We start from the raw sequence: 15,118 nt of genomic DNA on the forward strand, positions 1-15,118 counted from the left end.
GCGCGAAAGGTTGGTTGCTATGGGCAAACGCCTACGAAAATATCCGGACATCCCCCGCCAACGGGCAAGACCGCATTATCCGCTTTCGTTCCAGCAGGAACGGGTGCTGTACTTGTCCGAGCTGCTGCCGGATAGCGCCGTCTGGAATTTGATTTCCTGCAAACGGCTGACAGGTTCCGTCGATTCGGACGCCTTATTGTGGGCGGCCGGCGATTTGACCGAGCGGCACCCCGCGCTGCGGACGAAAGTAAGCTATGCCGGCGGTACGCCCGTTCAATCGTTTGACGAAACGATGGAACGCATTTACCGCTGCGTCGACTTGTCGACGGAGCCGGAGGAGGAGCGGGAAGCGAAGGCCCGGCGTCTGCTGTCCGAAGCGAGCTTGAAGGCGATCGACCTGCGCCGGGGACCGCTGTTTCAGATCCTTTGGATACGTATGGGCGAAGCGGAAGGGATGCTGATCCTGAAGCTGCATCATATCATTTCCGATGCCACGACCTTCCAGCGCATTTGGCACGACTTCAAATGGTTCTATAACGCGCATGCGGGCGTATCGAATAGAGAGGAACTGCCTGCGCCGGGCATCCGGTATGCGGACTATGTGCTGTGGCAGCGGGAAACGTTCGATGAGACGCATACCCGGGAGCAGGAAGCATACTGGCTGAAGCAGTTTCAGGGAGAGCTACCTGCGCTTGAACTGCCGACGGACTTTCCGGCCCGGCCCGGGCTCAGCTTCGCAGGGGCGCTTGAAATTCAGCCGATCCCCCGTGAGGTGGTTCAGGGGCTACGGACGCTTTGCATGCAGAAGCGGGTAATCCCGTTTTCGGCGCTGCTATGCACTTACTATGTGCTGCTGCACAAATGCTCGCGCCAGCGCGATGTAGTCGTGGGCACGGTATTTGCGGGGAGGCATTACAGCCCGGAGCTGCAGCAAGCGGTCGGTTTTTTCGTGAACACTGTGGCGATCCGAATGGAAGTAGACGGGGAGACCGCCTTCGACGAGCTGCTCCGCCGGGTGCACGAGCAAGTGGACGAAGCCTACGATATGCAGGATTACCCGTTTGAACGGCTTATTCAAAGGCTGAATCCGGAGCGCAGCAGCAGCCGGAATCCGTTGTTCCGCGTTATGTTTAACATGGTCGTTGCAGGCAAGGAAGAAGCGGCGTTTGCCGGGGCAAAGGAAGCCTGGATCGAACCGGATATGGACGCGACCCAAGTCGATCTGCTGTTCGATATCCATCAAGAGGATGACGAGATGGAAATCCGGGTGGAGTACAATACGGACTTGTTCCGTCAGGAGACGGTCCGGCGGCTGATCGGCTTCTATGTGAACCTGCTTCGAGCGGCGATTGAACGCCCCGAGGCCCGGGTGAAGGAGCTGCGGATGCTCGACCCGGCAGAACGGAACAAGCTGCTTGCAGATTGGAACCGCACGGGGGCGGAGTATCCGCGCGAGGCATGCATCCATGAGCTGTTCGAGGCGCAGGCGTGGAAGATGCCGGAACGCATAGCCGTATGGCATGAAGGCAAGGAGCTGACCTACCGGGAATTGAACGAACGTGCGAACAAGCTCGCCGTCATGATCCGCAGCAAGGGAAGCGGTGCGGAGCAGATCGTCGGCATTGCGGCCGAACGGTCCCTTGAGATGGTGATCGGGATGCTTGCGGTATTGAAAGCGGGCGGCGCGTATATGCCCATCGATCCCGGTTATCCTGAGGACCGGATCAAGTATATGCTGCAAGACAGCGGAGCCAAAGTTCTGCTCGTTCAACAAGGGAAGCTGGATGCAAGCAAGCTGGAAGCGGAGATCATCGCCATTGACATCGGGGAGGAAGAACGGTCCCTACATAGCCCCGATCATTTGAAAAGCGATACGCATGCGCGCAGCCTGGCCTACGTGATGTACACGTCCGGCTCGACCGGACGGCCGAAAGGTGTCATGGTGGAGCATCGGAACGTCGTGAGGCTAGTCCAAAATACCGATTACGTCCGGTTAGAGGACAGCGACGCGATTTTGCAGACGGGAGCCCCGGCGTTTGACGCGACGACGTTCGAAATATGGGGCTCGCTTCTGAACGGAATCAAGCTATATGTGGCAAGCGATAATGTGCTGCTCAACGCTGACCATCTCGGCCGTTTTATTGCGAGGCATGGCATAAGCCATCTCTGGCTGACGGCACCGCTGTTCAACCAGCTTTCGGATATGAAGCCGGAGCTGTTCGCTCCACTGAAGGCGCTGCTGATCGGAGGCGACGCCTTGTCCGTCCGGCATGTCAACAAGGTGCTGGCGGCCGTTCCGGGCCTTCGCATCCAGAACATGTACGGACCGACGGAAAATACGACGTTTTCCACTTATTTTCCAATCACCGGGCCGCATGAAACGAACGTTCCGATCGGCAAGCCGATCCGGCATTCCACAGCGTACATTGTCGACGTCTACGGGGAACTGCTGCCTGTCGGCGTGCCCGGCGAATTGTGCGTCGGTGGGGACGGCGTTGCCCGCGGATACTTGAACCAGCTCGAGCTGACCGAGCAAAAATTCGTGGATAATCCGTTCGAGCCTGGAACGAAAATGTACAGGACGGGAGACCTTGCCCGCTGGCTTCCCGACGGCAATATCGAGTTCATGGGCCGGATGGATAACCAGATCAAGCTGCGGGGCTTCCGCATCGAGCTTGGGGAGATTGAGGCGAAGCTGGCAGAGCATCCGCACACGAAAGAAGTCGTCGTGACGGTAAGGGAAGATCGCCCCGGGGACAAGGCGTTATGCGCCTATTTCGTTGCTGACCGGGACATCCCGGCCTCCGAATGGCGGGCCTATCTCGCCAAGGCGCTGCCGGAGTACATGATCCCTACCGCTTTTGTCCGGATCGACAAGATGCCGCTCAAGGAAACGGGAAAAATCGACAAGAAGGCGCTTCCCGAACCGAACGGAGCGGCGTATGAAGTCAAGTTCCGGCGACCGCCCGAAACCGAACTGGAGCGGGAGCTGGCCACCCTGTGGATGCAGACGCTCGGTCTAACGGAAGTGGGCATCGACGATTCGTTTTTTGAACTGGGCGGGCATTCCTTGAAAGCGACGATGATCGTATCGCAGCTCAACAAGCAATTCCATACGGACCTGTCGCTTACGGAATTTTTCGGCGGTCCGACGATCCGCGAGCTGGCACAGCGATTATCCGCAAGAGCGGACGGCCTGTACTCTTCCATCGCTCCGGCGGCGAAGCGGGAGAGCTATCCCGTCTCCACGGCCCAGAAAAGGATGTATATCGTCAGCATGCTGACACACAGGGGAACGGGGTACAACATCCCGCTCGTGCTTAGCCTGGAAGGGCGGTTGGACCGGGATCGGCTGGGATATGTGTTCCGCGAGCTGATCCGCAGGCACGAATCGTTCAGAACCTCCTTCCATATTGTCGACGGGGAGTTGGTGCAGCGCATTGACGAGGAGGGGAAGCTCGACCTGGAATGCCTGACTGTAGAGACGGAGGAGGAAGCGAATCGGATCATTCGGAACTTTATCCGGCCCTTCGACTTAAGCCGGGCGCCTTTGATCCGGGGGCTGCTGCTGCAGATGCAGGAAGACCGTCACCTGCTGCTGCTGGATATGCACCACATTATTTCGGACGGTGTCTCGCTCGACATTTTGTTCCGAGAGATCATCGCCCTGTACCAAGGCGAGTTTCTAAACCCGCTCCGCGTTCAATACAAAGATTACGCCGTGTGGCAGCATGATTTCCTGGCTTCGGAGCAGGTCCGCAAGCAGGGCGACTATTGGGCGAACGTGCTGGCAGGCGAGCTTCCTGCGCTGCAGCTTGCGACCGATTATCCGAGACCGGCCACTCAGACGTTCGCCGGTACCCATGTCTCCTGCCAGGCGTCTCCCGAGGTGCTGGCGGGACTGAAGCGGATCCAGGCCGAAACGGGCGCGACCTTGTATATGATTTTGCTGGCGGCGTACAATGTGCTGCTGTTCCGGCGCACCGGGCAGGAGGATCTTGTGGTAGGCACGCCGATCGCCGGAAGAAACCATGCGGATACCCAGAGCCTCATCGGCATGTTTGTCAATACGCTGGCGATGCGCAGCAAGCCTTCCGGGAAGATGACGTTCCGGGAATTTGCGGATCAAGTGAAGCGTCGTGCGCTTGAGGCGTATGAAAATCAGGATTACCCGTTCGAAGACCTGCCGGAGCGCATCGGTTACGTCCGCGATGCCGGCCGAAATCCGATCTTCGATACGATGTTTGTGCTGCAGCACTTCGACCCGCTCGAAGCGGAGCTCAAGCAGCTCAAGGTTCGCGAGTACCCGATCGATTACCCGGTCGCCAAGTTCGATCTCACGTTGTTCGCGATAGAACGGGATGGGGGCTTGCGGCTGGAGTTGGAATACAACACGGACTTGTTCCGGAAGGAGATGGCGGAACGGCTGGTACAAGATTACTTGGCGATACTGCACCAATTGGCGGCGGAAGGAACGGATAAGAAGCTGGCGGACTTCATCCTCGGCTCCGAACCGGGATCGGCGACTTCATCAGGGGAGCCGTGTAATCAGGGACGTCTCCTGTCGCCTCGCGACCCATGCTCTCATTCGGCCGCCTGCGCCTCCACTGCACGGATAGAAGCGCAGCTGATCGGAATCGTGGAGAACCTATTGAATACGAAGGATATCGGGCCGGGCGACGATTTCTTCCTGTGCGGCGGCAATTCGCTGGCGCTCATCCGCTTGGTCGCAGAGATAGAGGCTGCTTTCGGCGTCGTCCCCTCGATCATGGAAATCAGGGAAGCGCCTGTCATTTCCGAATGGGCCAGGAAGGTGGAAAGCTTGCAGAAGCAAGCAGCGCTCTGAACCGACCGCCGGTTTGGGGGCTGTGTGAAGGAGGCATTACCATACGGGGAGAGCGCAGGAGGAGTCTTTCGGGAAAGGAGAGGAAGACCGTGAATATTCAATACCACTACAAAAAAGCGGCCGTTTTGTTGAAGCGGGGGCAGCCGCCCGGCGCGAGCCCCTTGTTTTTCGTGCATGACGGAACGGGCCGGATCGAAGGGTACTTCAAGGTGGCGGAGATTGTCGAACGTACGTTCTCTGTATACGGAATTACGCTGGACGAACGGGTCGGGTATGCACCGCAAAATATTTCGATCGAAGAGTTGGCCATTAGCTATATCGAACAAATGAAGCATATCCAGCCCGAGGGGCCCTATTGCATCGCGGGTTGGTCGATCGGCGGAACGATTGCGGCGGAGATGGCCCGCATCCTGGAAGCCGATGGGGAGGAGGTCGGCTGCTGCGTCTTGGTGGACGCGCCGCCTCCGGGCTATTACCCGCCGCAAGACGCGCAGCCGTTCTCGGCCACCTCCGAGACGGACTACATCCGGCCGTTTCTGTGCAATGAGGAGCCGCTCAAGCGCTGGAGCCGGAGCCGGAGCGCTCAAGCGTTCTGGAACGCCGTCGCGGATACGCTTCAGCCCTCGGACTTCGATCGGCGATCCTTTCTCCGCTTTGTCCGCGAGGAATGGGCCGACATTTTCCCGGACGGAAGCGGACTGTCGCTGCATCAGCTATTTTGCGCGGTGAATATCGTCCGCACGCTGCACCGGGCGCGGGCAGCCTATGTTCCGAGGGGGAGCATCGATTCGCCGGTCCATGTATTTCAGGCGACCGAGTCGCCGCTGGAGGGAATGGAGCGATGGGGACGGTATTGCGCGCATCCGGTGTATATTCCGGCGGAGGGTAGCCATTACACGCTGTTTGACGCGGAGCATGCGCCGGCCTTTGCCCGGCAATTCAACCGCATCCTGAAAGGTGCCGCCGCCACAAAGAAATCTGGTTAAGAGGAGAGCGCTTATGAAAGAAATGGTGGAACGGATTGTCGAACTGAATGTTAGCCGGCTGGACGCCTTGAAAGCTGTGGATAAGCCCAAGATCGGATGGACGTCGATCTATACGCCGGAAGAAATTTTGTATGCGGCGGGCTTCATTCCTTTTCGGATCATGGGGACGACTGCCAGCAACACGTCGGAGGCGGGCGCGCTGCTGGGCAACAACTACTGTTCTTATCTGCTCAATTGCCTGGGAGAAGGCATGAACGGCGTCTACGAATTTACGGACGGGATCGTGTTCGTCGACGAATGCGATTGGCGGAAACGGCTGCACGAGACGTGGACCCACCAGATTCAACCGAAATACAGCTTCTTCCTGGAGCTTCCGAAAGCTCTCAATCCGGTCTCCAGGGACTATTTCCGGATGCAGGTCCGTCGCATGATCGAATCGCTGGAGCAGCATTTCGGCTGCTGCATCACGGAGGAGTCATTGCGGGAAGCGATCCGCTTGTTTAACGAAACGCGCCGATTGCTGCAGCGGATGCATGATTTGCGTAAGCAGGACGTGACGTCGCTCACGGGAAGCGAATTGCTGAACATTATGAAATCAAGCACGGCTGGCATGAGGCAGCAGTACAATCAAGAGCTGTCCCTGCTGCTCAGCGCCATGGAAGCCCAGCGGGAAACCAAAAAAACGAAGCCGCACAAAGTGCTGATCTGCGGCAGTTATTTCGATCACGATAACATTGTCGACGCCATCGAGCAGACTGGAGCGAAGGTCGTATGCATGGATATTACCAACGGCGTCAAATATTTCGAAGGGGAGGTCGACGAGCACCGCGATCCGGTCGAGGCGATCGCCGATTACTATTTTGACAAAGCGACCTGCGCCCGGATGTTCGAATCGGATATTCGGCTGAACCATTTGATCAAGCTGATCGACGAATACGATATCGATTCGGTCATCTATTTTTCGCTGAAGTTTTGCGACATTTATTCGATGGACTACCCTTATATCCAAAGCAAGCTCAGCGAGAAGGGTACGCCCGTGCTGCTGGTGGAAGGCGAGTGCAGCATGACGAATATCGAAAGCATCCGCACCCGGATTCACACGTTCCTCGAAACGATGATGTATTAGTAAAGGAGAAGAGCGATGAGCCAATTTAAAGTGGAAGCGAAAAGCCGCGAAGAGCAGTACAAAACGATGATGTCCGTCCTCGAAACGTACCGGGCCGAGCCGTCCGACCCGTCCTCGGCGCTGAAAGCCGCGCGGATGAGGTCTTTGTTCAACGGCTACCGCCTGACGCAAGCCTATAAAGAGGATACGAAAGTAGCTTATGTCGTCGAGCAGTTTCCGAATGAAATCGTCTTCGGCTTTAATATGCTTTCCTGGAATATGGAGTCGATGGCGATCCTGCTGGCCCAAACCGTCAATGTGGACCCATTCATCAATTTGACGCAGGAGAAAAGTCTTTCCCGGGACATCTGCTCGTTTCTGCGCGGGTCGCTGGGCGTCATGCTGGCGAACGGCTACCCGAATCCCGACCTGGTGATGGTGAACGATCAGCCGTGCGATTGCCTGGCCAAAGTGGGGAACATGTCGAGCAAGCTGTACGACTGCACGTTCCTCTCGATCAATACGCCGAACCAAATCAACGAAGACACGCTGGCCTATCTCGTGGAACAATTGAAGAAGCTGATCGCCGATATCGAAAGCACCCTGAATATCCCGTTCGACGAAAAGCTGTTCCGGCAGGTCATTCAATATTCGAATGAAGCGAGAGACTATTACTGCAAAACGGTCGAGTTGAACAAAACCTACGAGCTGCCCGGCGTGTCCAGAGAATTGCTCGAAATTTTCGGCATGAACGGCTTCGGCTTGAAGGAAAACGTGCAAATCTGCAAAACGTTGTACGAAGAAGCGCTCGAAATGAGCAAGCAGTCCGATCCGAACAAAAAGAAGAAGCGGATTCTGTGGGCCGGCCAAGCGCCGCACAACGATCACGAATTAATCCGCTATTTCGAGCAGCAGGTCGAGATCGTCTACTGGGCGCCGCTGTGGGAAGCCAATCTGGTGTCGCTTGACCCGGAGGACCCGCTGAAAAGCATCGCGGAACGGGCGATCCTGTATCACTGGAACGCCAAACGGTTGAAAGAAAATATTTCTCAGGTTTGTACTTCATTTCATATCGATGGTGTTGTAATATCTAATATATGGGGTTGCAGGAACATGATGGGAATCAGTTCGATGATTCGGGAGATGTCCGGTGAACAAGGCTTGAAGTACTTGACGATCAGCGTGGATTACGTAGACAAGAACAACTACGCGTTCAATCACGTGAAAAACCGCATCGACGCTTTTCTGGAAATTATGAGCGACTGAATCATCCACTAATTCGGGATAAAGGAGAGTAACCCTATGATAACCTTAGGAATTGATATCGGTTCTTTGTCGACCAAGTCTGCGATTTTGAACGACAACAGCGTCGTAGCCTACGATGTCGTGTACACCGGAGGCGATAATCGGCAATCCGCGGAAACGACGTTCAACAACGTGCTGGCGAAAGCCGGACTCACGAAACAGGATATCGACGTCATCGTTACGACCGGCTACGGCCGGGAGAACGTGCCGTTTGCGGATAAACACGTATCGGAGATTACCTGCCACGCCAAAGGGATGCATTTCTTGAACCCTTCCATCCGGACGGTTCTCGATATCGGCGGGCAGGACAGCAAGGCGATTCAGATCGGGGAAAAGGGCAACGTCGTCAACTTTATGATGAACGACAAGTGCGCGGCGGGCTGCGGCCGGTTCCTCGATATTATCGCCAGGGCGCTCGGGGTCAAGCTCGAAGAGCTGGGCGGGATTCACCAAACGGCCACCTCGACGGCCCGGATCAGCAGCATGTGCACGGTGTTTGCGGAAACGGAAGTCGTGTCTCTGGTCGCGGTCGGTACGCCGACGCCCAGCATTATCAAGGGCGTGCACGAATCGATAGCGACCCGGGCGATCGCGCTGCTCAAGGCGGTAGGCATCAAGGAGCCGCTCGGCATGAGCGGCGGCGTCGCCAAAAATATCGGCATCGTTAGCGCGCTGCAGGATCTGTTAAACATGAAAGTGGAAGTGACGGATTACCCGCAAGTCACGGGGGCGATCGGGGCGGCTTATATCGGCCAGAGCGCGTAACCGGCGGGCGTTGTAAATCGGGAAACCATGAAAAGGGGAGTCGCTTGTGTCCATGTCACCGGAGACGGAAAAAGCGCACGATGCGGTTGTCATCGGGCCGGCAAGCCGGGAGCAGTCCATATCGATCAAAACGATATTGAAAATTACGCTGCCCGTCATTTTATCGATGTTTTCGCTCAATTTGATGGTATTTGTCGACCGGGCCTTTGTCTCGATGTACGATCTGGGACAATTCGCGGCCGTCGTGCCGGCCGGTAACGTAGGGACGGCGCTCTCCAGCATATTCATCGGCATCGTCGGCTTCGGCTCCACGCTAATCGCCCAATATTACGGGGCCGGCAAATACCCGAAATGCGCCTCATCGATGTGGCAGAGCGTCTATCTCAGCATCTTTTTTTCGGTGGTGCTGCTTCTGGTGTCTCCCCTTGCCGTCAATATTTTCGATTGGATGGGGCATACGGGAGAGCTGTTGGCTTACGAGAAGCAATTTTTTTACCTGATCATGGTTTCCAGCTGCGTCCAGCTATTTATTACCGCGTTTTCCGGCCTATTCCGAGGCGTGGCCAGCACGACGGTCATCATGATGGTCGGGATTCTGTCCAACATATTCAATGTGCTGTTTGATTGGCTGCTGATCTTCGGAAAGCTCGGTTTCCCGGAGCTTGGGGGGATTTGGGGCTCGGGACTGGCGATCATCGGCAGCTCCGTGCTCGCCGTAATCGTGTACATGATCTTGTTGGCCAGACGGGGCGTTCAAGCGAAGTATGAGATTTCGGCGCAGATGAAATGGGACGGCGCCTTGCTTCGCAAGCTGCTTCATTTCGGATTTCCCGCAGGCATTCAAGCGTTTCTCGGCACCGGGTATTTCAGCCTGCTGCTGCTGATCATCGGCAAGACCGGGGAGTTTCCCTTGTCCGCTTCCAACATCGCGTTCACCATCGAAGGGGTATCGATCTTCCCCATCTGGGGGTTAGGCGCCGCTATCGCCATTATTGCCGGTCAAGAGAAGGGGGCCGGACGCCTCGACAATGTCCGAAGAGCCGCAAAACTGGGGCTGGGGATCGGGCTTGTGTTCAACGTGCTGATCATCTTTATTTTCAATTTGTTCCCGCAGGCTTTAATCTCGATCTTCGGCGGCGGGAAGGATCAGGAGACGTTCCTGAAGCTGATGGCGGTTACCGTGCCGCTCGTCCGGCTCACTTCGCTGTGGATCGTGTTCGATACGATGCAGATTATCATCGGCAATGTGCTGCGCGCGGTAGGCGACACGATGTTCATGATGGTCATCTATATCGTCGTTCCCATCCTGTTTTATATCGTGATTCCGTACCTGTTCAGCGTCGTCTGGGGGCTTTCGTTAATTTGGATATGGATCGCCTTGGTCGTTTATTCCATGGTGATGCTGCTTATGGTGTCCGTCCGCTTTCTGGGCGGGAAATGGAAACGGATTGCAGTCATCTGAACGCAGGCGGTCCATCGTCCATTTATATATTATTCTTGGGAGAGGTGCAGGAGCACATGGAGTTTTCAAATGTATACGAGGACGCTGAACGGGCGGAAGCCTATGCCACCTTGGAGTTTCCGGGAACGTATTATTTGGCCTACCGGGATTTGCCGGAGATGCTGGGGAAGCATATTACCGGAACGAGCGCACTGGATTTCGGATGCGGAGCGGGGCGGTCGACCCGTTTTTTGCGGGATCGCGGCTTTGACGTGATCGGCATCGACATTTCGGCCGGCATGCTCGGCAAAGCGAGAGAAATGGACGCGGCCGGCGATTACCGGCTGATTCCGGAAGGGGATCTGCGTCTGCTGGACGGGGCGACCTTCGATCTGGTACTGTCGATGTTCACCTTCGATAACATCCCGACCTTGGAGAAGAAGCTGCAAAATTTCAGACAGCTCGCCGCTGCGCTGAAGGAGGGCGGGAAAATCGTGATAGTCGTTTCCTCTCCCGAAATATATGTCCACGAATGGGCCTCCTTCACGACGAAGGCTTTTCCGGAAAATCGGCATGCCCGAAGCGGGGACAAAGTCAAAATCATCATGAAGGATACGCACGACCAAAGGCCGGTAGAGGACGTCATGTGGTCGGACGACGCTTACCGGGACATTTTCGAGCAGACGGGGCTTCACGTGGTAGAAATGCATCAGCCGCTCGGTCGGGAGGATGAGCCTTACCCTTGGATTAACGAAACCCGCATTTCGCCATGGGTCATGTACATACTGGGGAAGAAATAAGTGCTTATTGCAAGGCGGGGAATGTCCCGAAGCGGCCGATTCGAATGCACTCTTCACGGGGAAAAGGCGGCTCGGCCGGTCGGGATATTCCCGATTTTTTTTCTTCATGCGGCCGATCTCCCGATAAGCTTACCATGAGCGAGGGAGGCATGCGCCCTTAGATAGTTTACATAACAAATATTATGTTTGCTCTTTCTATACTTGCTCGAGTTAAAACAAATGGAACAAAATTATTGACCAAACAGTCTGGAAATGATAAGCTCTCTTCAGAGAGGGAAGGAGGTGTAAATCTTGCCCATTCAAGACTGAATGGTCTGAAAAATGTTTCTGGCATATTTCTCGACGATCGGGAAAATATTTTTTTGATTAATCCAGACCGATTGGTCTGAAAAAATCTTTTAGAGGTGATTACGATGACAAATCGGACGACAGACTATGAAACGAAGCTTGCAGAGGCAAGAACGATTATGGAGACGTTTATGAAATCTTTGGTCGAAAAAGACATGGACCGCTGGATTGAGCTGTTCGACGAGAACGTCGTGTTTGAATTTCCTTACGCCCCCGACGGTTATGCCCGGAGTCTCGAAGGGAAGGCTGCGCTTTACCAACATGTAAAGGAGCTGTTCGGGATCATAGAAATTGATCTCTTTACGGAGCCTGCCATTCATCAGACTATGGACCCGAATGTGTTCATTGCGGAATTTGGCATCAAGGCAGGTCGGGCCGTCAAGACCGGCAAGCCTTACCTCCAGAATTACATCTCCGTGATTGAAATAAAAGACGGCAAAATCGTGCATTACAAGGACTATTGGAATCCGCTGGTTGTTCTTAAAGCGTTTGGCGACGAGAGCGGACAGTAGATGCAAGCTTACCGGTACATAAATTTTTCTAACGATAAGGAGCTGATCGTCGTATGGCAGACGGCAAAAAAATACTCATTACAGGCGGAAGCGGCAAAACGGGAAGCCGAATCGCCAAGCGGCTAACGGAGCTTGGGCATGGCGTGCGTACAGCCGGCCGCGGTAAATCCATTTTCGGCAGCGCCATCGAGCATGCGTACTTCGACTGGTTCGACGAGAGCACCTTTGATTCGGCTTTACAGGGCGTAGACAACATTTATTTGGTCGGACCTGTCGCCGTGATGGAACCGTTCAACATCATGCTTCCTTTTTTGGATAAAGCGGTAAAATCGGGCGTGCGGCGGATCGTCTTATTAAGCAGCGCTTCCGTGCCGGAAGACGGGCCTGTGTTCGGCAAGGTGCACCGGGAGCTGCGCCGGATGGTGCCGGAGTGGGCGGTGCTTCGCCCGTCGTACTTCATGCAAAATTTCACGGAGGGCCAACACGGGGTAACCATCAAACGTGACGGAATCATCGTCACTGCCACGGGCAACGGCCGGGTCGGATTCGTCGATGCCGACGATATTGCGGAGGTAGGGGTGCGGGCATTGATTGACGAGCGACCGCATAATACCGATCATATCATCACCGGCCCGCAGTCTCTAACCTATGCGGAGGCGGGGGAGATGATCGGGTCAGCCGCAGGTTTGACGATTCGGCATGTGCATACGGATACTGAACAACTCGCCGCCGGATTCATCCAAGCCGGAATGCCTGAAGAGTATGCCTTCTTCCTGGCGGGCTTGGATCAAGCGATTAAGGAGGACGGAACGGAGGATCTCGTTACCGATGTTGTAGAGCGCCTGACCGGGCGTCCGCCAAGATCGTTCGAGGATTTTGTCCGATCCAACGCTGCATTTTGGAAGACTACCTAACCTAAAGCGTCCCGAAGGACTGGACATTGTCTGCACGAGATCAATGGTTGTATAATGTTTAATACAAGCAAAGTTTTAGAAAAATCTCAGGAATAGAGGTGGGGTATATCCCGTAAGAGTTTACGTCCGCCTTTGAAACCCGTGAAAATACCGCACATTCTAATCAAATTCACGGGTTTCAAGAGCGGCTGGAGGGATATACCCCACCGGCGTATGCAGAGAGTTTTATACGCGAAGCGATTTTCTCAACAGGCTAAAACCTTACCGGGAGGACATTTCAATGACAGAGAAATATGTATTCCGTTAAGTCCGAGGTCCCCCCCCCCCATCCTATTCGCCATCTTATAAAACTATAGCTTGGGAGGACGAATATGGATATTTTGATCAGAGAACTGACGGTTGGGGACGGAGAGCGATGGATGGATCTCGACGGAAGCTTTATCGTGGATTCTATCCTTGTCCTGTCATTAACGGGACAGCGAATCGGATATACAGTGAAAGAGATACCCGCTTATAAGAAAAGCTACGCCGACGAACCGTTGGAAGAAGACACGGAAGCGGATTATTCGGACTACATCGGCAACCCGGATCAAATCGTCTATTTGGCGTTGGCGGACAATGAAGTCGCGGGGCACATGATTTTGAAACGAAACTGGAACAAATATGCCTATATCGAAGACATCAAAGTTGACGCCCGTTACAGAGGCTGCGGCATCGGCCGCAAACTAATCGAGCAGGCCAAGCGTTGGGCGAAGGACGGCGGCATGCCGGGCATCATGCTGGAGACGCAAAGCAACAACGTCCGCGCATGCAAGTTCTACGAAAGCTGCGGTTTCGTCATCGGCGGGTTCGACACTTATGTCTACAAAGGCATCGATCAACAAAGCGATGAAATCGCGATCTACTGGTATCTGATGTTTGAATAAGGCGGTTAGCGCCGGGTTTTGAAGAGGATAACGAACGCAAGGGAGGAGGGGAAGGCTTGCGCCGAGCAAGCACGCTCCCCCTTGCAGGTTTTTATCCTCTTATTTCATTCAATTCTTTGCTCAAATGGTTGAGTGTCGCCGCTCGTTCCTGTGCCTCTTGCTGATCAAATAAGAGCTGCTCCATAAACTCCCAAATATCCTCCAATTTGCGTCTGTACCGATAAAATTGCAGCACATCGGGGTTGATGGCAAAATCGTTATGCACCTGCCGATAGATATGTACAAAATCATCATAATAGGGCTCGTCAACTAGAAACATGAGATCGGCTTCGACAGGCGCCAATTTCAGCCCTTCCCAGTCAATCAGCATCAGCTGCCGGTCGGTCTGCATCAGATTCCAAGGGTGAAGATCGGTATGGCACAAGGCCATTCTTAAATTTCGGTTCTTCAACTCCGCTGACAGCTTCTCAACACTATCCGTCAGTTCGTTCATTTGTTTCAGGTGAGGGATGATCAATTCCCTTATGTCAGAAGGAAGCTTATGAACCTCTTGATCCAACGTGTTCCTCAACTGCGGCAGGAACGGTACGGTAAAGTCTTCCTTAATCGCCTTCGTTTCCACCGGAATTTCTTCACCGTATAAATGAAGCTCCGCAATCATGTTCGAGAGCTCGGCAATCTGCCCCGCGGTTAAGGCTTTCTCACCGACCGTTTCTCCCTCGATATATTCGTACAGCAAATAAATCCCTTCGTCATCTTCACATTTGTAAGCGCCGAAGTTGGTCAGCACAGGTACGGGAAGCTTGCCTTTCAAGCCACTATGCTGCATAAGCCATACTGTGATGGGTACATATTGATCAATGAGTGCCGTCCATTTCGGAGTCGACGCCCGGCTTTTTTCGTAAACCTTCAAGAAGAAGGCCTGGTTGCCGCAGTATACTTTAAAGGCAAGTGCCGCCCAGCCGCCTCGTTGTGGTAAAATGTTAGCAGCATCCAGATCGTAGTGTTCTTTCAAAAGGCTTGGGATCTTGTCCATAAGCTCCTCCTGCAAAAATTTGTATCCTTATTATAAATCATGACACGGCATAGGGTCCAAATCTAATACAGGAACTTTACAAAATGATGCATTAAGTTGACAAAACAAGTTGACAAAAATGAAGGGAAACCATA

At 54.4% G+C, this 15,118-nt stretch carries 11 protein-coding genes; 10 read left to right on the forward strand and 1 reads right to left on the reverse strand.

Annotated features, from left to right (window positions below):
- Nucleotides 1–19 precede the first annotated feature (19 nt).
- From KQX66_RS04465 to KQX66_RS04510, 10 genes are all read left to right on the forward strand, one after another.
- A complete protein-coding gene (locus tag KQX66_RS04465) occupies nt 20–4,846 on the forward strand; it encodes a non-ribosomal peptide synthetase (protein WP_216790244.1) in 4,827 nt (1,608 codons plus the stop codon).
- 89 nt (nt 4,847–4,935) lie between these two features.
- Nucleotides 4,936–5,832, forward strand: a complete 897-nt coding sequence (locus KQX66_RS04470) for a thioesterase domain-containing protein (RefSeq protein WP_216790246.1) — start codon at nt 4,936–4,938, stop codon at nt 5,830–5,832.
- Between the two features lie 13 nt (nt 5,833–5,845).
- Nucleotides 5,846–6,958 carry a 2-hydroxyacyl-CoA dehydratase subunit D gene (locus KQX66_RS04475; protein ID WP_216790248.1) on the forward strand — a complete coding sequence of 371 codons (1,113 nt, stop codon included), beginning with the start codon at nt 5,846–5,848 and terminating at the stop codon, nt 6,956–6,958.
- 15 nt (nt 6,959–6,973) lie between these two features.
- Nucleotides 6,974–8,203, forward strand: coding sequence for a 2-hydroxyacyl-CoA dehydratase family protein (locus KQX66_RS04480; RefSeq protein ID WP_216790250.1), 1,230 nt, complete (start codon nt 6,974–6,976; stop codon nt 8,201–8,203).
- A 36-nt stretch (nt 8,204–8,239) separates the two neighbouring features.
- On the forward strand, nt 8,240–9,007 hold the full coding sequence (locus KQX66_RS04485) for an acyl-CoA dehydratase activase (protein WP_054977191.1): 768 nt from the start codon (nt 8,240–8,242) through the stop codon (nt 9,005–9,007).
- Between the two features lie 52 nt (nt 9,008–9,059).
- A complete protein-coding gene (locus KQX66_RS04490) occupies nt 9,060–10,469 on the forward strand; it encodes an MATE family efflux transporter (RefSeq protein ID WP_253956937.1) in 1,410 nt (469 codons plus the stop codon).
- A gap of 56 nt (nt 10,470–10,525) precedes the next feature.
- The gene (locus KQX66_RS04495; protein ID WP_216790255.1) at nt 10,526–11,248 is read left to right on the forward strand and encodes a class I SAM-dependent methyltransferase; all 723 of its coding nucleotides are present in this window, start codon (nt 10,526–10,528) and stop codon (nt 11,246–11,248) included.
- A gap of 413 nt (nt 11,249–11,661) precedes the next feature.
- Nucleotides 11,662–12,108: a nuclear transport factor 2 family protein gene (locus tag KQX66_RS04500; protein ID WP_216790257.1), complete on the forward strand. Its 447-nt coding sequence runs from the start codon at nt 11,662–11,664 to the stop codon at nt 12,106–12,108.
- A gap of 53 nt (nt 12,109–12,161) precedes the next feature.
- Entirely contained in the window at nt 12,162–13,022 is an 861-nt protein-coding gene (locus KQX66_RS04505) for an NmrA family NAD(P)-binding protein (protein ID WP_216790260.1), read from the forward strand.
- A gap of 371 nt (nt 13,023–13,393) precedes the next feature.
- A complete protein-coding gene (locus tag KQX66_RS04510; protein WP_216790262.1) occupies nt 13,394–13,948 on the forward strand; it encodes a GNAT family N-acetyltransferase in 555 nt (184 codons plus the stop codon).
- A gap of 91 nt (nt 13,949–14,039) precedes the next feature.
- Here KQX66_RS04510 and KQX66_RS04515 read toward each other — a convergent pair whose 3' ends face one another.
- A complete protein-coding gene (locus tag KQX66_RS04515; RefSeq protein WP_216790264.1) occupies nt 14,040–14,984 on the reverse strand; it encodes a phosphotransferase in 945 nt (314 codons plus the stop codon).
- Between the last annotated feature and the right edge of the window lie 134 nt (nt 14,985–15,118).

This window comes from Paenibacillus oleatilyticus (assembly GCF_018998565.1).
Classification (GTDB): Bacteria; Bacillota; Bacilli; order Paenibacillales; family NBRC-103111; genus Paenibacillus_G; species Paenibacillus_G oleatilyticus.

What these genes read in the sequence shown, in the direction of transcription:
- KQX66_RS04465 (WP_216790244.1), top strand. Translation starts at nt 20, where the DNA reads ATGGGCAAACGCCTACGAAAATATCCGGACATCCCCCGCCAACGGGCA.
- KQX66_RS04475 (WP_216790248.1), top strand. Translation starts at nt 5,846, where the DNA reads ATGAAAGAAATGGTGGAACGGATTGTCGAACTGAATGTTAGCCGGCTG.
- KQX66_RS04480 (WP_216790250.1), top strand. Translation starts at nt 6,974, where the DNA reads ATGAGCCAATTTAAAGTGGAAGCGAAAAGCCGCGAAGAGCAGTACAAA.
- KQX66_RS04485 (WP_054977191.1), top strand. Translation starts at nt 8,240, where the DNA reads ATGATAACCTTAGGAATTGATATCGGTTCTTTGTCGACCAAGTCTGCG.
- KQX66_RS04490 (WP_253956937.1), top strand. Translation starts at nt 9,060, where the DNA reads ATGTCACCGGAGACGGAAAAAGCGCACGATGCGGTTGTCATCGGGCCG.
- KQX66_RS04495 (WP_216790255.1), top strand. Translation starts at nt 10,526, where the DNA reads ATGGAGTTTTCAAATGTATACGAGGACGCTGAACGGGCGGAAGCCTAT.
- KQX66_RS04500 (WP_216790257.1), top strand. Translation starts at nt 11,662, where the DNA reads ATGACAAATCGGACGACAGACTATGAAACGAAGCTTGCAGAGGCAAGA.
- KQX66_RS04505 (WP_216790260.1), top strand. Translation starts at nt 12,162, where the DNA reads ATGGCAGACGGCAAAAAAATACTCATTACAGGCGGAAGCGGCAAAACG.
- KQX66_RS04510 (WP_216790262.1), top strand. Translation starts at nt 13,394, where the DNA reads ATGGATATTTTGATCAGAGAACTGACGGTTGGGGACGGAGAGCGATGG.
- KQX66_RS04515 (WP_216790264.1), bottom strand. Translation starts at nt 14,984, where the DNA reads ATGGACAAGATCCCAAGCCTTTTGAAAGAACACTACGATCTGGATGCT.